We start from the raw sequence: 23,990 nt of genomic DNA on the forward strand, positions 1-23,990 counted from the left end.
CCGCGCAGGGTGCGCGGCTTCTTGCTTCAAGAGCCCGAACGGGCCTCAGTGCATCTGGCCGTAGCGTCCGGCGTTGAAGTCCTGGATGGCTTCGACGATTTCCTCTTGCGAGTTCATCACGAAGGGACCATAGCCAACCACCGGCTCATTGATCGGCTCGCCGCTCAGGACCAGGAACACCGCGTCGTTGTTGGCCTCGACGGTGATGTCGCTGCCCTCTTGCGAGAACAGGGCCAGCTGTGCGTCGCGCGCGACGGATTCGCCGTTGACCAGCACCGTGCCGCGCAGCATGACCAGCATGCTGTTGCGGCCTTCGGGGATGGGAAAGGTAGCCGACTTGCCGGCCGCCAGCTTCACGTCCCACACGTCCATCGGCGTGAAGGTGCGCGCCGGTCCGGTCTGGCCGGCGTAGCTGCCCGCGATCACGCGCACCGAGCCCGCATCATCCGGCAGCGCCACGACGGGAATGTCGGCGCTGAGGATGCCCTGGTAGCCCGCCGCCGCCTTCTTGTCCTTGGCAGGCAGGTTCACCCAGAGCTGCACCATTTCCAGCTTTCCGCCCGACCGGGTGAAGGCATGGGAATGGAACTCTTCGTGCAGGATCCCCGACGCCGCCGTCATCCATTGCACGTCGCCGGGGCCGATGACACCGCCGTTGCCGGTGGAATCGCGGTGCTCGACTTCGCCGCTGTAGACGATGGTGACGGTTTCAAAACCGCGGTGCGGATGCTGGCCCACGCCACGAGGCTGGGCGGCCGGCGCGAATTCAGCCGGGCCCGCATAGTCCAGGAGCAGGAAAGGGCTGGTGTCCTTGCCCTTGTCGTTGTACGAGAACATGGCGCGCACCGGAAAGCCGTCGCCCACCCAGTGGGGACGGGGGCTGGCATGCAAACCGAGAATCTTCTTCATGATGAGGTTTCCTGTAGCGCGGCCCCATCGGGGCCGTTCGTCATAAAGAAGAAGATAAGGGCGGAACGCCGCTATCGGTAGTCCCCCTGCTTGATAAGCACTGTTCCATGTACCGGACGATCAAAGGGGGACGGGAATGAGGGGCCCGTTTTCGGCGGTATTCTCCCGGGCATGGACAAGATCAGGGACACAGCCGCCCCGCAGGGCGGCGAACAGGTGCGCGGATTTGCCCCCGTGGTGGCGGATGGCGCGCGCGTGCTGGTGCTGGGCTCGATGCCCGGGGTGGCGTCGCTGCGGCAGGCGCAGTACTACGCGCATCCCCGCAATGCATTCTGGCCGCTGGCGGCGGGGATCCTCGGCTTCGATGCCGGGCTGGATTACGACGCCAGGCTGCTGGCATTGCAGGCCGGCGGCGTGGCGCTGTGGGATGTCCTGCAGGCTTGCGAACGGCCTGGAAGCCTGGATGCCGATATTCGCGGCGACACGCTCGTGCCAAACGAATTTGCGGGTTTTCTGGCTTGCCATCCTTCCATCGTCCGTGTCTGTTTCAACGGCGCCAAGGCTGCGGCGATGTTCAGACGGTATGTGCTGCCCAGCCTGTCCGCGCCCGCCTTGCAGTTCTTCGAACTGCCATCCACCAGTCCCGCCCATGCGGCCGCGAGCTTCGATCAGAAGCTCGCGGTTTGGGAACGCGCACTCAAGCTTCCGGTGGCATAAGGGGCAGAACAAATAGCTGGCGCGCCAATTGCGCGTGCATTGCCGACTCGGCACCCCAGACTCCGTCCCCCATTGACTCAAATCAAGGCTCTATATAACTACAGGTGATAAGTTAATTTCCGTAACACTTAAATGTTTCGGAGTTAATCGATGCACACCCCCACCAGCCCCCCGGAAACGCCTCTCCCGGGCAAGCGCGGCTTCCTGAAAGGATTGCTCGGCCTGGGCGCCGCCGCCACCGTCATTCCCATCCACGCGGATGCCGCGCCCGGCCTGAACGGCCAGCCGCCGCGCCGGCCCGGCATGGCCGGCAAGCGCTACGGCATGGTGGTCGACATGCGCAAGTGCATCGGCTGCCAGTCCTGTACGGTGAGCTGTTCGCTGGAAAACGTGCCGCCGATCGGCCAGTTCCGCACGACCGTCCTGCAGTACGAGGTCGCGCCGGATGATGGCGGGCCGTGCGCCATGGTGATGCTGCCGCGCCTGTGCAACCACTGCGACAAGCCGCCCTGTGTGCCCGTCTGTCCGGTCCAGGCTACCTTCCAGCGGGAAGACGGCATCGTGCTGGTCGACAACGAACGCTGCGTGGGCTGCGGGTATTGCGTGCAGGCGTGTCCCTACGATGCCCGCTTCATCAATCACGAGACGCAGACGGCGGACAAGTGCACGTTCTGCGAGCACCGGCTGGAAGCCGGCCTGCTGCCGGCCTGCGTGGAGAGCTGCGTGGGTGGCGCGCGCGTCATCGGCGACCTGAACGACCCCGAAAGCGCCATCTCGCGGCTGCTGGCCGAACACAAGGCCGACATCAAGGTGCTCAAGCCCGAGATGAAGACCGATCCCCACGTCTATTACATCGGCCTGCCCGATGCGTTCGTGCACCAGGTCGACGGCCAGGCCGGCGTGCGCCTGGCGGGCGGCCACTGAGCCATCGAAGGGGACTCTCATGCAAATTTCTGAACTGCTTACTCCCGTCTATGACGCTGCCTGGCTGCCGTGGGCCGTGCAGTATTTCTTCCTGATCGGCATCAGCGCCACGACCGCGCTGACCGCCGCCTTCGCGGCCTTCGGCCGGGCGGATTCGGGGGCTCGCCGCCTGCTGCCGGCCGCGGTGACGGTGCTGCTGGTCAGCGCGATCGCCGCACCGGTGTCGCTGCTGGCCGACCTGCACCAGCCGGGCCGCTTCTGGCATTTCTATGCGCACTTCACGCCGTGGTCGTGGATGTGGCTGGGCGCCTTGCTGCTGCCGGTGTTCGTGACCCTGGCCCTGCTGTTCTGCGCCGCGTGGTGGTGGGGCAGGATGGGCTGGGTGCGCGTGGTGGCCGTGGCGCTGGCGCTGTCGGCCTTGTCCATCCTGGTCTACACGGGCGCCGAAGTGATGGTGCTGCGTTCGCGGCCCTTGTGGCACACCGTGTTCCTGCCGGTGAACTTCGCCCTGACGGCTTGGCTGGGCGCGCTGGGCGCGATGTTCCTGGTGGGCCGCTGGCTGCCCGGAGGCATGCGGGCCCTGCCGGTGGACATGCTGCGCCGCCTGAGCGTGACGGCGGTGGTGCTGATCGCGCTGGGCGCGGGCGCCTGGGTGTTGCTGGGCATGCTGGGGCTGGACCCGTCGTTCGAGGCCGCGCTGCGCCTGTTCGCGGATTTCCCGATCTGGCGCGCCAGCCTGGCCGGCGCCGTGATCACCGCGTTCTGCATCATCGCGCTGCTGCAGCGGCCATGGCGCACGCTGTCCGCGCCGCTGCCGTCGGCCGTGCTGGCGCTGACGATGCTGGGCGCCGCGTGGATCTTCCGCTGGGTGGTGTTCATGAGTGTGCAGGGCGTGCCGAAGTACGGCGCCGGACTCTATCTGTACGACATGCCCTGGGGCAGCGACGGCCTGCTCGGCATGGTGGGCGTGCTGGGTCTGTGCGTGGCGCTGGTCACTGCCGTGACGTGGGCGCTGGAGCTCTTCCCGGCCCGCGCCCGCACGGTGGCGGCATGAGTCCGGCAGTCGGACGAAAGAACATGGAAAAGAAGGCAATGGACAAGCAACACGAAGACGACAAGCGCCGCCCCGCGGACGATGGCCCCGACCTGCCTCGCGACGAGGCGAGGCGCAAATTGATGGTGCGCAGCGGCATGGTCGCTGGCGGCATGGCGGCCTTTGCGGCGGGCTACGGCGAAACCGTGGCCAAGGCCGTGAAAGGTTTGGCGCAGGGCTCGGCCGGTGTTCCGACCGCGCATGCCGTGCGTGGCAATTCGCTGACACCGGAATTCCGCATCGATCCGCTGACGGGCGTGCTCAGCGCGCAGCCGGGCCAGACCGTCAGCCCGTCGAGCTGCCTGGGCTGCTGGACGCAATGCGGGGTGCGGCTGCGCGTGGACACCGCGGAAAACCGCATCCTGCGCGTGGCGGGAAATCCGTATCATCCGCTGGCCACGACCCGGCCCGCCGCCATGGAAACGCCGGTGCGCGACGTTTATGCGCAACTGGGCGGCGATAGTGGGCTGGAAGGACGCGCGACGTCGTGCGCGCGGGGTTCGGCGATGCTGGAGCAGATGGACAGTCCGTTCCGCGTGTTGCAGCCGCTGAAGCGGGTGGGCAAGCGCGGTGAAGGCAAGTGGCAGACGGTCACCTTCGAGCAGCTGGTGCAGGAAGTATGCGAAGGCGGCGACCTGTTCGGCGAAGGGCACGTGGACGGGCTGCGCGCCATCTACGACCGCGAGACGCCGCTGGATCCCGACAACCCCGAATACGGCGCCAGGGTGAACCAGTTTCTGTTCACCGATGCGTCGAACGAGGGGCGCACGCCGCTGATCCAGCGGTTTGCCGCGCAGTCTTTTGGCACCGTCAATTTCAGCAACCATGGCTCCTACTGCGGCCAGAGCTTCCGCGTGGGCGCGGGCGCGGCGTTGGGCGACCTGAAAGGCATGCCGCACGGCAAGCCCGACTGGGACAACGCGCGCTTTGGCCTGTTCATCGGTGCGGCGCCGGCGCAGGCCGGCAACCCGTTTCAGCGGCAGGCCCGCCAGTTGGCGGAAGCGCGCGTGCGGCCGGAGGAATCCGGCTTCACCTACGTGGTGGTGTCGCCCGTGCTGCCGGCGTCGTCCAGCCTGTCGGCGGGCTCGGGCAATGAGTGGGTGCCCGTCAATCCGGCCAGCGACCTGGCGCTGGCTATGGGGCTGATCCGCTGGATCCTGGACAACGAACGCTTCGACGCGCGCATGCTTGCGCAGCCTGGGTCCAATGCCATGAAGGCGGCCGGCGAGGCCGCCTGGACCAATGCGACGCACCTGGTCGTGGCCGAACCCGGCCATCCGCGGCTGGGCTCGTTCCTGCGCGGCGCCGACATGGGCTGGGCGCGTCCCGCCGATGCAGATGACAAATGGGAGGACGAGTACGTCGTGCGGCTGGCGGACGGCACGCTGGCGCCGCATACCGCCGCCGCGCCGGCCGAGCTGTTCTTCGATGCGCAGATCGCCGCGCCGGGCATGGCGGGCGCGCCCGAATCGCTGCGGGTCCGCACGTCGCTGACCTTGCTGCGCGAAGAAGCCCGGCGCAAGTCGCTGGACGAGTACGCCGAGCTGTGCGGCGTGCCCGCGACCAAGATCGCCTCGCTGGCCGAGCGCTTCACCAGCCATGGCAAGCGCGCAGTGGCGGACGCGCACGGCGGGACCATGAGCGGCTCGGGCTTCTACACCGCCTATGCCATCGCGATGCTGAACACGCTGGTGGGCAACCTGAACGTGGAGGGCGGGTTGGTGCTGGATGCCGGCCCGTTCCCGCCGTATGGCGCGGGGCCGCGCTACAACATCGCGGGGTTTGCCAACAAGGCGGCGCCCAAGGGCGTGTCGCTGTCGCGCAACCGCTTTCCGTACGAAAAATCCAGCGAGTTCAAGCGCAAGAAGGCGGCGGGGCAGCCCGCCTACCCGGCCGCCGCGCCCTGGTATCCGGCCACGGGCGGCCTCAGTTCGGAAATGCTGGCGTCCGCGCTGGCCGGGTATCCCTACCGCGCCAAGGTCTGGTTCAACCACATGAGCAACCCCGTCTATGGCATTGCGGGGTTCAAGCACGTGGCGCTGGACAAACTCAAGGATCCGGCGGTCCTGCCGCTGTCGGTGTCGATCAACCCGTTCATCAACGAGACCAACGCGCTGGCGGACTACATCGTGCCGGACACGGTGACGTACGAAAGCTGGGGCGTGTCGGCGCCGTGGGCGGACGTGGTGGCGAAGGCGTCCACCGTGCGCTGGCCCGCCGTGCAGCCGCGCGTGGCGCGCACGGCCACGAACGAGCCCGTGTGCCTGGAAACCTTTTTGATCGCCTGCGCCAAGCGGCTGGGCATGCCGGGCTTCGGCGCCGGGGCCATCTCGGACAAGGACGGCGGCAAGTACGCGCTGGACACCCCCGAGGACTTCTTCCTGCGCGGCATGGCGAACATCGCCTTCGCGGCCGGCCGTCCCGTGCCGCAAGCCAGCGACGACGACATGGCGCTGACCGGCGTGGACCGGTATCGCGACCTGCTGCAGCAAAAGCTCAAGCCGGGCGAATGGCGCCACGTCGCCATGCTGATGAGCCGGGGCGGTCGCTTTGACAGGATGGAAGATGCGTGGACGGACGAGGGCAACCAGGGGCGCCGCACCCGCGTGGCGTACGCCAAGCCGCTGCACGTCTGGAGCGATGAGCTCGCAGGCTTCCGCCATGCGATGACCGGCGAACGCTACAGCGGCTGTCCCACCTGGTATCCGACGCGGCTGGCGGACGGGCGCGACATGCGCGACGAGTACCCGCGTCAGGATTGGCCCTTCCTTCTCAGTTCGTTCAAGTCCAACCTGATGAGCTCCATGTCGATCGGCGTGAATCGCCTGCGCCAGGTGCATCCGCACAATCCGGTGTCGATCAGCCGGCAGGACGGCGAGCGGCTGGGCATTCGCAATGGCGATGCGGTGCGCGTCGTGACGCCCGGCGGCTCGGTGACGGGGCTGGCGCTGCTGCGTGACGGCATCCAGCCGGGCGCGGTGGGCATCGAGCACGGCTACGGGCATACGGAGCTGGGCGCCCGCGCGCATCTCGTGGATGGCAAACCGATGCCGCACGATCCGGCGCTGGCGGCCGGCGTCAACCTGAACGACCTGGGGTTCGGCGACGCGACGCGCGGCGCGCATGCGAACGTCTGGATCGACTGGGTGTCTGGCGCGGCGGTGCGGCAAGGCCTGCCGGCGCGGATCGAACGGGCGTAGGCGCGCCTAGCGCACGACGGTGTCGGCCACCAGCTCCAGCCCGTCGGCGCGCGGGCCGACGTCGGTCAGCACGCCGCTCAGGTCTCCGGGCTGGGCGGCGGCGTTGCCCGACTGGCTGATGCGGATCTCCACCCGCACCTTGCCGGCTTTCGACAGCGTCGCGTCCGGCGACATGGATGTGCTGTCGTCCAGCACGAAGGCGCGCGGCAGGTCCGACACGCGCATGCGCAGGATGGCGACGGGCATGCGCGGTCCTTCAGCGGGCCGGGCCAGGATGAAGACGGTGTCGGTGGGGCGGACCTGCCCGCGCAACGCGTCGGCGATGCGGGCCTGGCCGCTGATGCGGGCGGGCTCGGAGGACGCGGCGGCGCTGCCGGACGGCGGTGCGGCGGAGGTCGACGATGCGGGGGCTTGCGCCGAAGAGGAAGGCGCGGCCGCCATCGGCGGCGCGGCTGCGGAGGTCGACGGTGCGGCCGCCATCGGCGGCGCGGCTGCGGAGGTCGACGGTGCGGCCGCCGGGGCCGATGAGGATGCCGCTGGCGCCGCGGACGCCGTCGCCACGGCAGCGCCTGCCGCCATGTTCCGCGCCTGCGCGATGTTCGTCTGGATCTGGCGAGCCGCTTCCGAGTCCGGCGGCAACAGCGCGCGCAGCCGCTCCCAATGCATCAATGCCTCGGCGGCGTCGCCCCGGCGCAGCGCCATCATGCCGGCCAGCGCCAGGGCCTTGGGCTGATCCGGCTGCGCTTCCAGCGCTTGCGCAACGGCTGCGATGGAGGCGTCGTCCGGCTCTCCCTGCCTGGCGGACAGCAGCGCATCGGCCAGGTCGGCCAGCACGGCCGGTTGTCCGGGCACCAGCCGCAGCACCTGCTGGTAGGCGGCGACGGCGTCGTTGAAGCGGCCCAGCGTTTCGTACGAGCGGGCCAGCATGTACCAGCCATCGGCGTCGTCCGGCGCGGCGCGCAGGCGTTGGGCCAGCGCGTTGATGGCGAGCGCCATGTCATTGCCCGCGTCCGCCGCATGCGGCTCGGCCGCGGGCGCCATTGCGATGCTCGCGGCGGCGCGCGGATTGCCGAGTTGGCCATACAGAAGCATGGCGGCGACCGGTACGGCCACGCTCATCAGGCAGGCCACGGCAATGCCGGCGCGCTGCCCGCCCAGGGTAGCGCCGCGCATGCGGCGCGTGGCAAGGTCCTGCAGCAGATCGCGCTGCAATTCTTCTTCGGCGCGGGCGTGTGCCTGCGGACTGAGGGCGCCGCTGTTCAGATCGCGCCGAAGCTGATCGCGCTGCGCCAGGTAAAAGGCGCGCACGCTGCCTTCGGCGCTGCCGTCCGCGGCGGGCGCGCGGCGCAGCAGCGGGGGCACCAGGCAGAGCAGGGTGGCCAGCAAGAGGGCCAGGACGATGAGCCAGAGGGCGGTCATGAGCCGGAGTCCAGAAAGCGGGCGGCGCGTTCGCGTTCGTCCGCGGTCAGCGGGGCCCGCGCACCGGCGCGTCGTTGCAGCGTGCGGACCAACACCAGGAATCCCAGCGCCAGCAGCGCGAACGGGCCCACCCAGAGCAGCCAGGTGATCGGTTTGAAAGGCGGATCGTAGCGGACGAAATCGCCATATCGGTCCTCGAAGAACCGCATGATTTGCGCATCGGTCTTGCCATCGGCCAACTGCCCGCGTATGAGTTTGCGCATGTCCTGGGCAAGCGGCGCATTCGATTCAGCCAGCGTCTGGTTCTGGCAGACCAGGCAGCGCAGGCCGTGCGCCAGCTTGTCGGCGCGTTGTTCCTGGTCGGCAGACAGCGCGGACTGGGCGGGGGCGATCGCCGCAGGACGACCCGCCGTGGAGCTGGCTGCCGCAGGTCCGCCTGCCGCAGGTCCATCTGCCGCAGGTTCGCCTGCCGCCTGCGCTACCGCCACCGCAAGCAGCGCGGCCGACAGCAGCGCAATGGAAAGAAAGCGGCGCGGCGCGTTCATTGCAGCGCCTCGATGACGGGTTGCAGCCGGGTGCGCCAGAGATCCGGCGTGATCAGCCCCAGGTGCTTGTAGCGGATCCGGCCGGCTCCATCGATCACGAACGTCTCCGGCACGCCATAGACGCCATATTCGATGCCGACCCGGCCGTCGACGTCGCTGGCCGACGCGATGTACGGATTGCCGTTGCGCGCCAGCCACTCGCGCGCGTCGTCCGGCTTGTCCTTGTAGTTCAGGCCGTATAGCGCGATGCCATGCCGCTTTGCGGCCTCGCGCAGCACGGGCAGTTCATCCTTGCAGGGGCCGCACCACGATGCCCATACGTTCAGCAGCCAGACCTTGCCGCGCAGCGACTCCACGTCCAACGTCTGGCCGGGTTCCTGCAGGACGGGCAGACTGATGGCGGGGGCGGGCTTGTCGATCATGGCCGACGGCACCGCGCGCGGGTCGCGCGACAGGCCCATCGCCAAAAATACGGCCATCGCCAGGAATGCGGCCAGCGGCAGCAGGTAGCGCAGCATCAATAGCCCTCCCGCGGGGCGCCGGTGAGCGGGGCGCGCGCATCTTTGCGCGCCTGCGCTTCTTGCGCGCGCCGGTAGCGGCCGTCGCCCGCCGCCAGCAGGCCGCCCAGGGCCATCAGGATGCAGCCTGTCCAGATCCAGGTCATGAAGGGCTTGACCTGGATGCGGACGGTCCACGCGCTGTCGCCCACGGGGTCGCCGAGCGCCACGAACAGATCGCGCGTGAAGCCGCTGTCGATGTCGGCCTGGCTGAGCGCCATGTCCTGCACGGTATAGAGGCGCTTTTCCGGATACAGCGTGACGACCGGCTTGCCGTCGCGCACCACATGAAAGACGGCGCGCTGCGCGCTGTAGTTGGGGCCGGTCGCGGGTCCGACGCCGGCGAAAGTGAACTCGTAGCCGCCGGCTTCTTCCGTGGCGCCGATGTCCACGCGTATTTCGCGCTTGACCTCGTAGCCGTTGGCCAGCGTGACGCCCGCGATGAAGACGCCGATGCCGGCGTGCGCCAGCAGCATCCCGTACCAGGAGCGCGGCTGGCGCGCCAGCCGCCGCAGCACGTCGCCATCGCCGTCCGTCAGTCGCTGCCAGGCGTGCGCTGCGGAGCTGGCGACGGACCAGGCGGCCAGCCACAGGCCCAGGATGATCATCGGCGAGCCAAAGCGTGATGCGCCCGGCATCGCCAGCGGCGCCAGCACCGCCGTCAGCACGCTGACGGCGAACGCGACACGCAGCCGCTTGGCCAGGTCGGGCACTTCCGCCTGCTTCCAGCGCGCGACGGGCCCTACGCCCATCAGGAAGATGGCGGGCGTCATCAGCGGCACGAACACGGCTTCGAAGTAGGGCGGTCCGATGGAAATCTTGCCCCACTCCAGGACGTCCAGCACGACGGGATACAGCGTGCCCAGCAGTACGGAACCCGCCGCCACCGTCAACACCACGTTGTTGGAAAGCAGCAGGGATTCGCGCGACAGCAGCGAAAAGCCGCCGCCCAGTCCGACCGTGGGCGCGCGCCAGGCATAGAGGGCCAACGATCCGCCGACGATCAGCGTCATGAAGGCCAGGATGTACAGGCCGCGGCCGGGGTCCACCGCAAAGGCGTGCACCGAGGTCAGCACGCCGGACCGGACCAGGAACGTCCCCAGGATGCTGAGCGAGAACGTGCAGATGGCCAGCAGCACCGTCCAGCTTCGGAACGCGCCGCGACGCTCGGTGACGATCAATGAGTGAATCAGCGCGGTGCCGGCCAGCCAGGGCATGAAGGACGCGTTCTCGACGGGGTCCCAGAACCACCAGCCGCCCCAGCCCAGCACGTAGTAGGCCCAGGCGCTGCCCAGCAGGATGCCGATGGTCAGGAAGGTCCACGCGGCCAGCGTCCAGGGGCGGACCCAGCGCGCCCACAGCGCGTCCAGTTCGCCCGACAACAGCGCGGCGATGGCAAAGGCGAACGCCACCGAAAAGCCCACGTAACCCATGTACAGCATGGGCGGATGCACGATCATGCCGGGATCCTGCAGCAGCGGATTCAGGTCGCGGCCGGCCATGGCGGGCGGGATCAGGCGTTCGAAGGGATTGGACAGGAACAGCATGAAAAGCAGAAAGCCCACGCTGATCCAGCCCATCACGGCCAGCACCCGGCCCACGAAGGGCAGCGGCAGGCGACGGCTGCACAGCGCCACGGCCAGCGTCCAGGCGGTCAGCAGGTACAGCCACAGCAGCAGGGACCCTTCGTGGCCGCCCCAGACCGCCGCGAAGCGGTAGGCGGCGGGCAGATCCGAATGCGAGTTGGCGGCCACGTACAACACGGAATAGTCGTTGTGAATAAACGACCAGCCCAGGCACGCGAAGGCCACGGTGGTCAGGCCGAACTGGCCGATCGCGGCGGGGCGCGCCACGCGCAGTCCCGCCTGCCAGCCGGTGGCCGCGCCGACCAGCGGCAGGATGCCCTGGGCCAGCGCCACCAGCAGCGCCAGGATCAGGCTGAAGAGGCCGATTTCAGGAATCATCGAGCCTCCGCCCGGATCGTGGAGGTGCTGCCGGTTGAGGGATAGCCGCCTGCCGCAGGACCGCCTGCCGCCGCTTCCGCTCGCTTGACTGCGTCGGCGGCTTCGGGGGGCATGTAGTTTTCATCGTGCTTGGCCAGGACCTCGGTGGCGCGGAATACGCCGTCGGGGCCCATCTTGCCGGCCACGACCACGCCCTTGCCCTCGCGGAACAGGTCGGGCAGAAGGCCCTGGTAGGTCACGGGCACGACGTGGGCGGTGTCCGTGACGGCGAAGCGCAGCGTCAGGCCGTCGGCTTCGCGCCGCAGCGAGCCCTGCTCGACCAGCCCGCCGACCCGGAAGCTGCCGCTACCGGGGGCTTCGCGGGCCACCACCTGCGTCGGGCTGAAAAAGAACACCAGGTTCGATTGCAGGGCGTTGAGCACCAGCGCGGTCGCCAGCCCCAGCAGGGCAAGACCGCCGACGATGGCGAAGGCGCGACGTTTGCGGGGGCTCATGGCGAAGTCCCTGAATCGGACTTCGCGACGGATGCGGGCGAGGCGGAGCTTCCACGATCGGGCGATGCCGATGCAACGGCTGCCGAAGCACCCCTTGCCGATCCACCGGTTCCCGATGCACCGTCCCGCTGCCCCGATGCCCGGCGGCTGCGCCGCCACACCGCGAGCACTTCCCAGGCCATGAGCGCGATCGTGACGCCGTAGGCGCCCAGGATGTACGGACCGTGGCCCTGCAGGGAAAAGAGCGTGTCCCAGTTCATGGCGCTTCTCCGCGGCCCGCCCGCATCGCGCCGGCGTGTACAAGACCTGTCTGCCCGCCGGCTGCCATGACGGCCGCAGGCTCCCGCTCGGCGATGATGCCGCGCACGCGCGCCAGCGCCACCGCGGCGCTGTACAGCCAGAAGGCCGCCACCATCAGCAACATGGCGGTCACCATGATGTGCGCCATGCTGGGCGCGGTGGTCAGGTTGATGGATGCGCCCTGGTGCAGGGTGCTCCACCATTGCACCGAAAAGTAGATGATGGGCACGTTGACGACGCCCGCCAGCAGCAGGATCGCGCCGCCGCGGTCCGCGCGCTGCGTGTCGTCGGTGGCGGCCTGCAACGCCATGAATCCCAGGTACAGGAACAGCAGGATCAATTCCGACGTCAGCCGGGCATCCCAGACCCACCACGTGCCCCAGGTCGGCTTGCCCCACAGCGCGCCGGTCCACAGGGTCAGGAAGGTGAAGAGCGCGCCCGTCGGGGCCAGCGCGCGCATCATCATGAAGGACAGCCGCGTGTTAAGGATCAACCCCAGCGCCGCATAGCCCGCCATGACGAGATACAGGAACATCGACATCCATGCCGCGGCCACGTGGATGAAGAGGATGCGGTAGACCTCGCCTTGCTGGCTGTCTATGGGCGCCACGACCAGGCCCGTGTACAGCCCGGCCGCCGCCAGCAGCGCGGCCCCCAGCGCGAAGAAGGGAGTCATCCGGCCCGCCAGCGGATAGAACAGCACGGGCGACGCGTAGCGCAGCCAGCCCGAACGTTGCGGCGTGGCGCGGGGGGAGTCGAAGGCGGTTTGGTTCTGCATTGCCCCTCCTAGTCCAGCGCCACACGCAGCGCGGCCGATGCGCTCCACGGGCAGAGCAGGATCGCCAGGCACAGGCCGGCGCCCAGCAGCGATAGCTGCGGCCCGGCGGCCAGCCCGGCGTGCGTCGCCGACACCGCGCCCGCGCCGAAAATCAGAACCGGCACGTAGAGCGGCAGCACCAGCAGCGGCAGCAGGGCGCCGCCTCGCAGGCCCAGGGTCAGCGCCGCGCCCAGTCCGCCCACCAGCGCCAGCGTGGGCGTGCCCAGCAGCAGCGACAGCACGAGGATGCCGATGGCGTGCGGCGACAGGCCGAACTGCAGGGCCAGCACCGGGCTTGCCAGGATCAGCGGCAGGCAGGTGCTGAACCAATGCGCCCCGAGTTTCACGCCGACCAGCAGCGGCAGCGGGTGCGGCGAAATCAGCAATTGCTCGAGCGCGCCGCTGTCGTAGTCCTGCGCGAAGGGACGATGCAGGCTGAGCAGGATGCCGAGCAGGGCGCAGACCCACAGCACGCCCGGCCCGATCGCCAGGAGCAGGACGGGATCGGGCCCGACCGCCAGGGGGAACAGGGAACCCGTAACGATGAAGAACAGCGTTGCGCCCAGCGTGTCCGCCGGTCGCCTCCAGGCCAGCCGGACTTCACGCAGCGCCAACTGAGACAGCGTAGCCAGCATCCGCGTAGTCATCCATGTTCAAGGTTTGGGTGTGGGCGGCGGACGTGCGCGGCGCGCGGTGCGAGGCGACGACGGCCGCGCCGCCCGCCGCCAGGTGGGACTCCAGCGCCTGCTGCAATTGATCCAGGCTGGCTGCGTCCAGCCCGGCGTCGGGTTCGTCCAGCAGCCATAGCGGTTTGGCGCCCAGCACCACCGCGGCCAGGACCAGCCGGCGGCCCTGGCCCTGCGAAAGGCGGGCGGCCGGCATATGCAGGCAGCCGCCCAGGCGCCAGGCCTGCAGGCAGGCGGCGATGGCGTCGTCACCATGAGGCGTGCCGGCCACGTGCAGCGCGCAGCGCAGGTTCTCCAGCGCCGTCAGGTCCCCGCACAGGCCGTTGCCATGGCCCAGGTAGGCGGTGCGCGCAAAATGCGCGCTGGGATCGCGCCGGATGTCGCCGTCCCGGCCGACGACCTCGCCGCAGAGCGGCCGCAGCAGGCCCGCGAGCATGCGCAAGAGGCTGGTCTTGCCGCTGCCGTTCGCGCCATGTACATGCAGGAGCTGGCCGGCGTGCAGGTCGAAATCCACCGGCCCGGGGCCCTCCGGCTCGCCGCGCCGGCTGGCCAGTCCGCGCGCGCTCAGGATGGGCGCCGGCGCGTCACCGGGACGCATTCGCGACCTCTTGGGACGCCCTGGCCGGCGGCGTCGCTTCGGAGGTCTGGCCAGGAGGAATGTGCGGCAGCGTGTGGGCGATGCCCTTGTGGCAGTCGATGCAGGTCTTGGTGCGGTCCACCAGATAGGTCGAATGCATGTTCTGCGCGCGCACGCTCTGGCGCGTGAAGTCCATGTACTGGTAGTTGTGGCAGTTGCGGCACTCCAGCGAGTCGTTCGCCTTGAAGCGCGCCCATTCGTGCTGCGCCAGTTCCAGCCGCTTGTCGACGAACTTTTCGCGCGTGTTGATGGTGCCGAAGATCTTGCCCCAGACTTCCTTGGACGCCTGCATCTTGCGGGCGATCTTGTCGGTCCAGTTGTGCGGCACGTGGCAGTCCGAGCACAGGGCGCGCACGCCCGAACGGTTGGTGAAGTGGATCGTGCCCTTGAGTTCCGAATACACGTTGTCGCGCATTTCGTGGCAGCCGGTGCAGAACTGCTCGGTGTTGGTCAGCTCCATGGCCGTATTGAACGCGCCCCAGAACAGGATGCCGCCCACGAACCCGCCGACCGTCAGGAAGCCCAGGCTGAAATGCACGCTGGGCCTGCGGATGATGTTCCAGTACCGCTTCAGGAGGTTACGCATGGGTAGGCATCCTCTTTTAGCGCTTTTCCGCCGGCGCCGGCGTCGCCGTCAGCCGCTTCAGGATGGTGTCGATGTCCTGGAAGTTGTTCGGCACGAGCGGCTTGGCTTCCGTCTGGACAACGTGGCATTGCAGGCAGAAGTAGCGGCGGGGCGACACTTCCGCCAGCACGTTGCTGTCGCGGTCCATGTAGTGCGTCACGCTCAGTGGCACGGCCTGCGTCTGTTCGGTGTTGACGCGGGCGTGGCAGGCCAGGCACCGGTTGAAGTTCTTGTCGATCTGGTAGCCGTCGATCTTGTGCGGGATGGTCGGCGGCTGCATCGAATACGTGCGCATGCGCCGGATATCCCGATTTTCCACCGGGCTCATCAGCGGCGGCGTGATGGACTCGGTCAAGGGCGTCGGGCCTCTCAAGGGGTCCACCATCGGGTCGGGCGGCGCCGCCCAGGCGCTGCCCGAACCCACCAGGAGGACCATTGCGATCGCTGTAGCGCGAATTTTCATGAGTGTCTCCGTCGGGCCCGTCAAGCCTTGGTGATCTTGACCGCGCACTTCTTGAAGTCGGTCTGGAAGGAGATCGGGTCGGTGGCGTCCAGCGTGACCTTGTTGATCAGCTGGCCGGCGTCGAACCACGGCACGAACACCAGTCCGCGCGGCGGCTTGTTGCGGCCGCGCGTCTCCAGCCGCGTCTGCATCTTGCCGCGGCGCGAGGCGATCTCGACCAGCGATCCCCGCCGCAGTCCCATCGCCTGCGCGTCATCCGGGTGCATGAAACACACCGCTTCAGGGAAGGCGCGGAACAGCTCGGGCACGCGCCGCGTCATCGATCCGGAGTGCCAGTGCTCCAGGACCCGGCCGGTGGACAGCCAGAAGGGATATTCCTCGTCCGGCACCTCGGGCGGCGGTTCGTAGGGCAGGGCATAGATGTTGGCCTTGCCGTCCGGGTTGCCGTAGAAGTTGAAGCCCGATCCCACCTTCACGTACGGATCCGCCTTTTCACGGTAGCGCCACCGCGTTTCCACGCCGTCCACGACGGGCCAGCGCAACCCGCGCACCTCGTGATAGGTGTCGAAGGGCGCCAGGTCGTGGCCATGGCCGCGGCCGAACTCCGCATATTCCTCGAACAGGCCTTTCTGCGCGTAGAAGCCGAAGGCCTTGGCCTCGTCATTGGCGTATTCGGGGTTCAGCTCGGAATTCGGGTATCTGTTGACCTTGCCGTTTTCGTACAGCACCTGGAACAGGGTCTTGCCGCGCAGCTCGGGCTTCTTGGCCAGCAGATCCGCGGGCCAGACTTCGTCGGTGGTGAAGCGCTTGGAAAACTCCATCAGCTGCCACAGATCGGAGCGCGCGCCGCTGGGGGCGTTGACCAGCTGGTGCCAGAATTGCGTGCGGCGTTCGGCGTTGCCGTAGGCGCCTTCCTTTTCCACCCACATGGCCGTGGGCAGCACCAGGTCGGCGGAAATGGTGGTCACGGTGGGATAGGCGTCGGACACCACGATGAAGTTCGCCGGGTTGCGATAGCCCGGATACCCTTCGTTCAACATGTTGGCGGCCGCCTGCATGTTGTTGTTGACCATCACCCAGTACGCGTTGATGGTGCCGTCCTTCAGCATGCGGTTCTGCAGCACGGCGTGCGCGCCCACCTTGTCGGGCACGGTGCCGTCCGGCAGGCCCCAGATGGCCTCGGCGCGTGCCCGGTGCTCGGGGTTCGTCACGACCAGGTCGGCGGGCAGGCGATGCGAGAACGTGCCGACCTCGCGCGCCGTGCCGCAGGCCGAAGGCTGGCCCGTCAGCGAGAACGGACTGTTGCCCGGGGTGGAAATCTTGCCGGTCAGCAGATGGATGTTGTAGACCAGGTTGTTGGCCCAGACGCCGCGCGTGTGCTGGTTGAAGCCCATGGTCCAGAACGACATGACGCGGATCTTCGGATCGGCGTAGAGCTCGGCCAGGGCCTCCAGGTTCCTGGCGGGCACGCCGGTCAGCTTGGCGGTGTACTCCAGGTCGTACTTGGAGACGAACTTGGCATATTCGTCGAACGTGATCGGCTTCGAGCCGCCGGCATTGTTGGCGTTCTTGGCGGCCTTCTGAAGGGGATGCTCAGGACGCAGGCCATAGCCGATGTCGGTATTGCCTTCCAGGAACCGGGTGTGCTCGTCGATGAACTCGCGGTTGTAGCGCTTGGTCTTGATGATGTGGTTGGCGATGTAATTCAGGATCGCCAGGTCGCTCTGCGGCGTGAAGGTCAGCGACAGGTCGGCCAGTTCATATGACCGGTTCTCGAAGGTCGACAGCACCACGACCTTGGTGTTGGGCTTGCTGAGGCGCCGGTCCGTCACCCGCGTCCACAGGATGGGGTGCATTTCGGCCATGTTCGCGCCCCACAGCACGAAGGCGTCTGCGCTTTCGATGTCGTCGTAGCAGCCCATGGGTTCGTCGGCGCCGAAGGTGCGGATGAAGCCCACCGCCGCCGACGCCATGCAATGCCGCGCGTTCGGATCCAGGTTGTTGCTGCGAAAGCCCGCCTTCATCAGCTTCAGGGCGGCGTAGCCTTCCCAGATCGTCCACTGGCCCGACCCGAACATGCCCACGGCCGTGGGGCCCTTTTCCTTCAGCACCCGCTTGAACTGTTCGGCCATGACGTCGAACGCCTGGTCCCAGGATACCGGCGCCAGTTCCCCGTCCTTGGAATACCTGCCGTCCTTCATGCGCAGCAGGGGGCTGGTCAGCCTGTCGTTGCCGTACATGATCTTCGACAGGAAGTAGCCCTTGACGCAGTTCAGGCCGCGGTTGACCTCTGCATTGAAGTCGCCGTGCGTGGCCACGACCTGGTTGTCCTTCACGGCGACGTTCACGCCGCAGCCGGTCCCGCAGAACCTACAGGGCGCCTTGGACCATTTCAGCTTGGCGGCCTCGGAGTCGGTCACGATGTTCTGCGTGTAGCCGACGATCGGGATACCGGCAACCGTGGCGGCAGCCGCAGCGGCGGATTGCTTGATGAACTCTCTACGAGCCATGGACATCGTCAATCTCCTCGTTCATCGCGGCAAGCGTGTCGGAATGCTGGTAGACCAGCGCCGACGCAAGCACGCCATCCAGGCGCTGGATCTCGGCGATCCGGGCCAGCATTTCTTCGGTAGAGGGGGCTTCCAGGGTGACCACCAGCTTGCCGGTGTCGGAGGCGCCGTGGATTTCGGCGCCGGCAATCGCAAGAATCGCCTGCTGCATGTCGGACACGCGCCGCGGAGCGGCATGCACCACCATGCTGGCGATGTGCAATTCAGGAGGGGCGCTACAGGACGCCGGGGGGGAGGGGAGCGCGGACATGGAAGGGGTTCCGTCGCGTCGCATCAGCTGCCCGGGGGGCCGGCGAACATCTGGTAGATCCAGACCGCGAAACCATAGCCCGCAACGATGATCACCGTCAGGACTGGGGCCATGACCGCCGTCAGGAACAGGAAACTTCGCAGCTCCTGAGACTTCGTGTAGCCATCGGATTCGTCTTGCACACACCACCTCGCTGCAGAAACATTAGGGGCATTGCGTCAAACGTACTGATGCGAAAGTTTGTAGCAGATTAGTTTGCGCTGCGTCAATGTTGCAACACGGCGTGAGCGGTAGGCGCTGCGCTATATACAAAAATGCCTAACGCACGCTGCGCGGGGGCGCCGGCATGCGTCAGGCATCGGGTCTTTCGGGGTCAGCGTCGGGCCGCTCAGGGCCCGTGCGCGGTTACGCCACGGCGCCGTAGATGCGCCGCGCGTCGGCTGCCGTCGCCAGCGGACGGCCCAGGGCGCGGGCGCCTTGGGCGGCTTGTGCCACCAGCGCCGCGTTGTCTGGCGCAATCGACCCGTCGCGCAGCTTCAGGTTGTTCTCGAAGCCCACGCGCATATGGCCGCCGAACGCCGCGGCGGTCGTGACGCAGGCGTTTTCCTCGGGGCCGAAGGCGCAGATCGCCCAGGGCAGCGAGTGGTCGTAAGCGGACAGGAAGGGCAGCAGGTCGTACGCGGACGAGGTCTGGCCCGCGCTGTAGCGGCCCAGCACGAACAGCACCGACCACGCTCCGGGCGGCACCAATCCGCGTGCGCGCAGCGACAGCCAGCGGCGCACGTCGGCCTCGTCGTACAGGATGATCTGCGTCATGATCCGCCGCTCGGCCAGCCACGCCAGGAAAGCGGCCAGTTCCGCTTCCGGAATGTCGGGCACGGCGATTTCGCGCAGCCCGATGGAGACGGCTTCGGGCTGCAATTCGCGCACCATTGCGATCTGCTCGGCAGCCTTGTAGACGCCGGCGGCTTCGCTGGTCACCTGCACCAGCAGTTCGTCGCCGACCGCCTGCTGCACTGCGGCAAGCGCGTCGCGGTACGCCTGGGCATCCAGCAGATGGCTGCCGTCCGGCTTGCGCACATGCATGTGCATCATGCCGGCGCCGGCATCCAGGCAGGCGCGCGCTTCCTGCGCAAGGGCCGCTGGGGTCATGGGCACCGCGGGATGGTCGGCGGCTTTCTTGTAGGCGCCGTTGGGCGCCACGGTGATGATGACGGGGGATTCGGCCAGCGCGGCGCGCGGCAGTGCGGGTGCGTTCAAGGATGGATCTCCGGCAGTTCGGGGGCGATCAGGTCCAGGCCGGCGCGCAGCAGCCTGTCATAGCGCGCGCGTTCGGCCGCGATGGTCTCGGGCGTCCATTCGTAGAAGCCTTCCCCCGCCTTCATGCCATGGCGCCCGTCGGCGGCGCGCTCGGTCAGGCAACGCGCGGGGTGGTCGGCGTTGCAGAAGGTTGGGTACATCGTGGCGCCGGCTGCGGCGTGCACGTCGATGCCGGCGTGGTCGCGCTGCATGACGGGGCCGGCGGCCAGGAAGCGGAAGCCGAATCCAAAGCGCACGGCGGCGTCCACGTCTTCCGGCGACGCGATGCCTCGGTCGATGAGGTCGAACGCCTCGCGCGACAGCGCGTGCTGCAGTCGGTTGGAAAGAAAGCCCGGCAGATCCTGCTTCACCTTGACCGGCACGCTGCCGCAGCGCCGCATGAACGCGATCAGCGAGTCGGCGCAGGCGTCGTCGCTGGCCTCGCCCAGCACCACTTCCACCAGCGGCACAAGATGCGCGGGCATGAAAAAGTGCAGGCCCAGCATGCGGCCGCGCGTATCCAGGCCCTGGCTGATCGCGCTGATCGGGAAACTGGAGCTGTTGCTGGCCAGGACGGCGTCGGGCCGCGCGCGCCGCGCCAGGTCCGCGAAGAGCGCCTGTTTGATGTCCAGGCGCTCGGGAATGCATTCGATGACCAGGTCCACGGTGGACCAGTCCACGTCGTCCAGCGTCGGCGCGGTGGCCAGCAGGGCGGCATTCGCCTCGCGTCCGATGGTCTTGAGGTTCTCCGCGACGCGGGCGGGCAGGGCTGCCGCGCGTCCGGCTTCGGGTTCGATCACTGTCGTGCGGCAGGCCGCGCGGGTCAACACCACGGCGACATCGGCGCCCATCGTGCCGCCGCCCACCACCACCGCATGCGCCACGCCCGGATTGGGCAGCCCTGTTGCGTCCGTCTGCATGCTGTTCTCCTGAATCTGAAACTACGCTTCGGCGCAAGTGTAGAGAAGGCGGGTTGATTGATGAATCAGAAGTTTTGGATAGAATGATCGACAAATCAGATCAATAGGATCGGGGACAAATCATGCAGATCAATCTGTCGATGCGGGACATCGATACCACGCTGGTGCTGGGCCGCACGCTGAATTTCCGGCAGGCCGCCGCGCAGTTGCATCTGTCGCAGTCCGCGCTTTCCACGCAGATCCAGCGGATCGAGGACGCACTGGGTGTGCGCCTGTTCGACCGCACCACGCGCACGGTGCGGCTGACGGCCGCCGGCGAGGTCTTCCTGCAACAGGCCGCGACGCTGCAGGCGGCGTTCCGCGATGCGATCGCCGCGGTGGGCAGCATCACCAGCGCCGAGCACGGCCAGGTGTCGGTGGCGGCGCTGCCGTCGCTGGCCGCGCGCCTGTTGCCGCGCGTGCTCATGGCCTACCGCCAGGCGCATCCGCACGTGGCGCTGAAGGTGCGCGACACGCTGTCCGGCCCCGCTTTCGACCTGGTCCGGGCAGGCGAGGTGGACTTCGCGCTGACGGCGGCCGATCCGCAGCATGCCGATCTGCACTACGTGCCGCTGATGTCCGACAGCTTCATCCTGCTGATCCCAGAGGCGCATCCCCTTGCCCGCGCGAAAGGGCCGCTGCGCTGGGCTGACACGGCGACGGCCGAGCACGTGTCCATGGTGCACCCCAGCAGCGTGCGTCAGTACACGGAATGGGCCTTCCTGCAGAACCGCATCCGTTTCGTTCCGGCTTTCGAAGCCGAGCACCTGACCACCATCGTGGCGATGGTGGAGTGCGGGTTCGGCGTGGCGGCGCTGCCGGAGATCGCCGCGGGCGCGGTGGCGCAGAACGGCATCGTGCAGCGGCGGCTGACCGGGCCGGTGGCCGAGCGGTCGATCGGCCTGGTGACTGCCCGCAACCGCAGCCTGTCGCCGGCGGCCGTGGCCCTGGTGCAGACGTTGCGGGAGTATGTTGCGCAGCAGCCGCGCCAATGAAAAAGCCGGCCTCTATGCAGAGGCCGGCTTGCCGGTCGGGTGGCGGGACCGGGGTTCGCCGGTCGGCCAGCCGCGTTCAGAAGTCGATCTGCGCCGACAGCAGCACCGTGCGCGGCGCCGAGACCGTTGCGTAAGAGCCGCTGGCCAGCCAGGCGTTCTTGTTGAACAGGTTTTCGATGTTGGCGCGGAACACCACCGCCCGGCCGAGGATCTCGGTGTTGTAGCGCGCGCCGATGTCGTAGCGGGTCCACGAGGGCAGGGTCAGCGTGTTGGCCGCGTTGAAGTACATCGACGACGTATGGATCACGCGCGCGTTCAGGCTCAAGCCTTGCACCCATGGCGTGTCCCAGTCCACCCCCAGATTGAAAGTGTTCTTCGGCACGCCGTTGGCTTCGTTGCCGTCGTTCACGCCGCCCGCCGTGCGCTTGAGCGTCGCGTCGTAGAACGTGGCGCTGGCCATCATGCGCAGGCCCGGCATGGCTTCGCCGAAGGCCGACAGCTCCAGGCCGCGGTTGCGCTGTTCGCCGTCGAAGCTGTAGATGCGCGTGTCGGGATCGGTCATCGAGTTGGGGCGCGTGATCTGGAACACCGAGGCGCTGGTGATCACCTTGCCCCAGTCGACCTTGACGCCGGCCTCGTATTGCTTGGACTTGTACGGCGCGAAGACCTGGCCGGCGTTGGCGGCCGTGGCCGGCGCGATGCCGCCGCGGGTCAGGCCCGACGTGAAGTTGCCGTACAGCGAGACGTTGGAAATGGGCTTGAAGACGATGCCGGCGACGGGCGAGATCGCGCTTTCGTCGTAGGAGTTCAAGCGTGCGCCGGTCGCGGTCGAATAGTTGTCCAGCGCCACGCGCTGGTTGCGCAGGCCGCCGGTGATCAGCAGCGTGTCGTCGGCGAAGGACAGGGTGTCGACCAGCGTGTAGCTGGTCAGCTCCGTCTTGGACGCCTTCTGCGGCGCGCCGCGGTAGGCGGTGACCGGGGGGAGGGGCGCGGGCCGGAAGATGCTGGACGGGACGCCGGGACCCGAGGACGTCACATACGCGTTGCCGGACTCCTGGTCCAGACGCGTGGCGGACAGCGTCAGCGTGTGGCCGACGCCCCAGGTGTCAAAGCGCGCGCGCAGGCCGACGTCGCCCGTCCAGGTGCGCGAATACGAGTCGTAGAAGGCATTGCTGACCGTGAAGTTGCCCAGCGCGTCCGCGGGACCCGACGGGAAGGTCTGCTCGGCGGTGCCGTAGCGGTAGCCGGTGGCGCCGTAGACCATCAGGTGGTCGTTGATGTCGTACTCGAGGCGCGTGGCCACGGCCGAATCGTTCAGCTTGAGCTCCGTGCCCGGGTAGAAATTGCGGTGGCCCGACGGCGGCGAGGGCAGCGACGTCACGTTCGACTGGAAGCCGATCTGGGGCCGGAAGTTGTCGATGTCTTCGTGCTGGGTGTAGGCGTCCAGCGACCAGCGCAGCCGCTGGCCGCGGTAGTCCAGCGCCAGCGCGCCCAGGCCCTGTTGCTGCTTGCCGTCGTCGATGTTGGTGTCGCCGTTGTTGTAGACGCCGTTGACGCGGATGCCCCATTCGTTGTTTTCGCCAAAGCGCCGGCCCATGTCGAGCTGGCCGCCCAGCACCGACTTGCTTTGGTAGGTAGTGGTCAGGCGGGTCAGGGGTTCGTCGCCGGCGCGCTTGGTGACGATGTTGATGCCGCCGCCGATGCTGCCGCTGGGGCCGATGCCGTTCATCAGCGTGCCGGGGCCCTTCAGGACTTCGACGCGTTCCATGATGGCGGCCGGCATGCGGCTGGCGGAGGCCAGGCCGTACAGGCCGTTCAGGCCGACGTCGCCGGCGGCCACGGAAAAGCCGCGGATCTGGAACTCGTCGGAAAAGCCGCCGCTGGCGGTCGTCGTGCGCACCGAGGACTCGTTGATCACCACGTCGGCCAGCGTGCGGGCCTGCTGGTTCTCGATCATCTGCGACGTGTAGTTGGTGGTGCTGAACGGCACGTCCATGACATCGCCGGTGCCCAGCACGCCCAGGCCGCCGCCGCGCGCGACCTGCCCGCCAGCAAAGGGCTCGGGCAACGCGGGGTCGGCGGCCGAGGCGGTCACCGTCACGGCGGGCAGTTGCGTGGTCGCGACGCCGGCGCCGGCGGGGCGGTCCAGCACATAGCTGCCGTTCGATTGCGGCAGGACCCGGATGCCGGTGCCGGCCAGCAGGGTGTCCAGCCCGCCGCGCACGCCGTAGCTGCCGCGCAGCCCGTTGCTTTGCAGGCCGGCGGTCACCTCGGGACGGAACGACAGCACGATGCCGGCCTCACGTCCGAAACGGCCCAACGCGTCTTCCAGCGTACCCGCGGGAATGTCGTAGCTGCGGGTCGCGGTGGTCTGCGCATGCGCGGCGATGGGTGCTGCAAGAACGGGAGCCGCCACGAGCGCGGCGGTGGCGATGCGTCCCGCCAGGCGCGCCGTGGCAGCGCGCCGCAGGAAACGAGGGGACTGGCGCTTGGGCGCCCGGACGTGAGTCATGTACTGGCCTATCGGAAAGGTGAGGTTGCTGTGTGCTCACCTGCCTTGACCCGCC

23 protein-coding genes are annotated in these 23,990 nt (G+C 68.1%); 5 read left to right on the forward strand and 18 right to left on the reverse strand.

The window, feature by feature from the left end; genetic code table 11:
• Positions 1–45 precede the first annotated feature (45 nt).
• The gene (locus tag RT614_RS01180; RefSeq protein ID WP_313619705.1) at positions 46–909 is read right to left on the reverse strand and encodes a pirin family protein; all 864 of its coding nucleotides are present in this window, start codon (positions 907–909) and stop codon (positions 46–48) included.
• A gap of 171 nt (positions 910–1,080) precedes the next feature.
• Here RT614_RS01180 and RT614_RS01185 point away from each other — a divergent pair, with 171 nt between their 5' ends.
• The 4 genes from RT614_RS01185 (at position 1,081) to RT614_RS01200 (ending at position 6,843) form a co-directional block, all read left to right on the forward strand.
• Positions 1,081–1,626, forward strand: a complete 546-nt coding sequence (locus RT614_RS01185) for a DNA-deoxyinosine glycosylase (RefSeq protein WP_313619706.1) — start codon at positions 1,081–1,083, stop codon at positions 1,624–1,626.
• A 150-nt stretch (positions 1,627–1,776) separates the two neighbouring features.
• On the forward strand, positions 1,777–2,550 hold the full coding sequence (gene dsrO / locus RT614_RS01190) for a sulfate reduction electron transfer complex DsrMKJOP subunit DsrO (RefSeq protein ID WP_313619708.1): 774 nt from the start codon (positions 1,777–1,779) through the stop codon (positions 2,548–2,550).
• 19 nt (positions 2,551–2,569) lie between these two features.
• On the forward strand, positions 2,570–3,604 hold the full coding sequence (gene nrfD, locus RT614_RS01195) for an NrfD/PsrC family molybdoenzyme membrane anchor subunit (protein WP_313619710.1): 1,035 nt from the start codon (positions 2,570–2,572) through the stop codon (positions 3,602–3,604).
• Between the two features lie 23 nt (positions 3,605–3,627).
• Complete coding sequence (locus RT614_RS01200) at positions 3,628–6,843, forward strand: tetrathionate reductase subunit A (protein ID WP_409558414.1); 3,216 nt, start codon at positions 3,628–3,630, stop codon at positions 6,841–6,843.
• A 6-nt stretch (positions 6,844–6,849) separates the two neighbouring features.
• Here the strand turns inward: RT614_RS01200 and ccmI are convergent, their stop codons facing one another.
• The 16 genes from ccmI to RT614_RS01280 all read right to left on the reverse strand — a co-directional run bounded on the left by ccmI (position 6,850) and on the right by RT614_RS01280 (position 20,389).
• A complete protein-coding gene (gene ccmI / locus RT614_RS01205) occupies positions 6,850–8,262 on the reverse strand; it encodes a c-type cytochrome biogenesis protein CcmI (protein WP_313619711.1) in 1,413 nt (470 codons plus the stop codon).
• Entirely contained in the window at positions 8,259–8,654 is a 396-nt protein-coding gene (locus RT614_RS01210; RefSeq protein ID WP_409558421.1) for a cytochrome c-type biogenesis protein CcmH, read from the reverse strand. The genes ccmI and RT614_RS01210 overlap by 4 nt, the downstream gene beginning before the upstream one ends.
• A gap of 149 nt (positions 8,655–8,803) precedes the next feature.
• The gene (locus RT614_RS01215) at positions 8,804–9,325 is read right to left on the reverse strand and encodes a DsbE family thiol:disulfide interchange protein (RefSeq protein WP_313619713.1); all 522 of its coding nucleotides are present in this window, start codon (positions 9,323–9,325) and stop codon (positions 8,804–8,806) included.
• Entirely contained in the window at positions 9,325–11,328 is a 2,004-nt protein-coding gene (locus tag RT614_RS01220) for a heme lyase CcmF/NrfE family subunit (RefSeq protein WP_313619714.1), read from the reverse strand. Before RT614_RS01220 ends, RT614_RS01215 begins: the two co-directional genes overlap by 1 nt.
• Positions 11,325–11,822, reverse strand: coding sequence for a cytochrome c maturation protein CcmE (gene ccmE / locus RT614_RS01225; protein ID WP_313619716.1), 498 nt, complete (start codon positions 11,820–11,822; stop codon positions 11,325–11,327). Before ccmE ends, RT614_RS01220 begins: the two co-directional genes overlap by 4 nt.
• Positions 11,819–12,082, reverse strand: a complete 264-nt coding sequence (gene ccmD, locus RT614_RS01230; protein ID WP_313619717.1) for a heme exporter protein CcmD — start codon at positions 12,080–12,082, stop codon at positions 11,819–11,821. The genes ccmE and ccmD overlap by 4 nt, the downstream gene beginning before the upstream one ends.
• Positions 12,079–12,900 carry a heme ABC transporter permease CcmC gene (ccmC, locus tag RT614_RS01235; protein ID WP_313619719.1) on the reverse strand — a complete coding sequence of 274 codons (822 nt, stop codon included), beginning with the start codon at positions 12,898–12,900 and terminating at the stop codon, positions 12,079–12,081. The genes ccmD and ccmC overlap by 4 nt, the downstream gene beginning before the upstream one ends.
• 8 nt (positions 12,901–12,908) lie before the next feature.
• On the reverse strand, positions 12,909–13,574 hold the full coding sequence (ccmB, locus tag RT614_RS01240) for a heme exporter protein CcmB (protein WP_313620626.1): 666 nt from the start codon (positions 13,572–13,574) through the stop codon (positions 12,909–12,911).
• Positions 13,540–14,223: a heme ABC exporter ATP-binding protein CcmA gene (ccmA, locus tag RT614_RS01245; RefSeq protein WP_313619720.1), complete on the reverse strand. Its 684-nt coding sequence runs from the start codon at positions 14,221–14,223 to the stop codon at positions 13,540–13,542. Before ccmA ends, ccmB begins: the two co-directional genes overlap by 35 nt.
• A complete protein-coding gene (locus RT614_RS01250) occupies positions 14,210–14,848 on the reverse strand; it encodes a cytochrome c3 family protein (RefSeq protein WP_313619722.1) in 639 nt (212 codons plus the stop codon). The genes ccmA and RT614_RS01250 overlap by 14 nt, the downstream gene beginning before the upstream one ends.
• A 16-nt stretch (positions 14,849–14,864) precedes the next feature.
• Complete coding sequence (locus RT614_RS01255; protein ID WP_313619723.1) at positions 14,865–15,350, reverse strand: nitrate reductase cytochrome c-type subunit; 486 nt, start codon at positions 15,348–15,350, stop codon at positions 14,865–14,867.
• 20 nt (positions 15,351–15,370) lie between these two features.
• Complete coding sequence (gene napA, locus RT614_RS01260; RefSeq protein WP_313619725.1) at positions 15,371–17,866, reverse strand: periplasmic nitrate reductase subunit alpha; 2,496 nt, start codon at positions 17,864–17,866, stop codon at positions 15,371–15,373.
• Positions 17,850–18,170, reverse strand: a complete 321-nt coding sequence (locus RT614_RS01265) for a chaperone NapD (protein WP_313619726.1) — start codon at positions 18,168–18,170, stop codon at positions 17,850–17,852. The genes napA and RT614_RS01265 overlap by 17 nt, the downstream gene beginning before the upstream one ends.
• 23 nt (positions 18,171–18,193) lie before the next feature.
• Positions 18,194–18,352 carry a periplasmic nitrate reductase, NapE protein gene (gene napE / locus RT614_RS01270; RefSeq protein ID WP_313619727.1) on the reverse strand — a complete coding sequence of 53 codons (159 nt, stop codon included), beginning with the start codon at positions 18,350–18,352 and terminating at the stop codon, positions 18,194–18,196.
• 223 nt (positions 18,353–18,575) lie between these two features.
• Positions 18,576–19,430: a 3-keto-5-aminohexanoate cleavage protein gene (locus tag RT614_RS01275; protein ID WP_313619728.1), complete on the reverse strand. Its 855-nt coding sequence runs from the start codon at positions 19,428–19,430 to the stop codon at positions 18,576–18,578.
• A complete protein-coding gene (locus RT614_RS01280; RefSeq protein WP_313619729.1) occupies positions 19,427–20,389 on the reverse strand; it encodes a 3-hydroxyacyl-CoA dehydrogenase family protein in 963 nt (320 codons plus the stop codon). The genes RT614_RS01275 and RT614_RS01280 overlap by 4 nt, the downstream gene beginning before the upstream one ends.
• A gap of 122 nt (positions 20,390–20,511) precedes the next feature.
• Here RT614_RS01280 and RT614_RS01285 point away from each other — a divergent pair, with 122 nt between their 5' ends.
• Positions 20,512–21,423 (forward strand): LysR family transcriptional regulator, encoded by a 912-nt coding sequence (locus tag RT614_RS01285; protein ID WP_313619730.1) that lies wholly within the window; start codon positions 20,512–20,514, stop codon positions 21,421–21,423.
• 76 nt (positions 21,424–21,499) lie between these two features.
• Here RT614_RS01285 and RT614_RS01290 read toward each other — a convergent pair whose 3' ends face one another.
• Positions 21,500–23,935 carry a TonB-dependent receptor gene (locus RT614_RS01290; protein WP_313619731.1) on the reverse strand — a complete coding sequence of 812 codons (2,436 nt, stop codon included), beginning with the start codon at positions 23,933–23,935 and terminating at the stop codon, positions 21,500–21,502.
• Positions 23,936–23,990 lie beyond the last annotated feature (55 nt).

This window comes from Achromobacter sp., from assembly GCF_032102605.1.
Classification (GTDB): Bacteria; Pseudomonadota; Gammaproteobacteria; order Burkholderiales; family Burkholderiaceae_B; genus Achromobacter.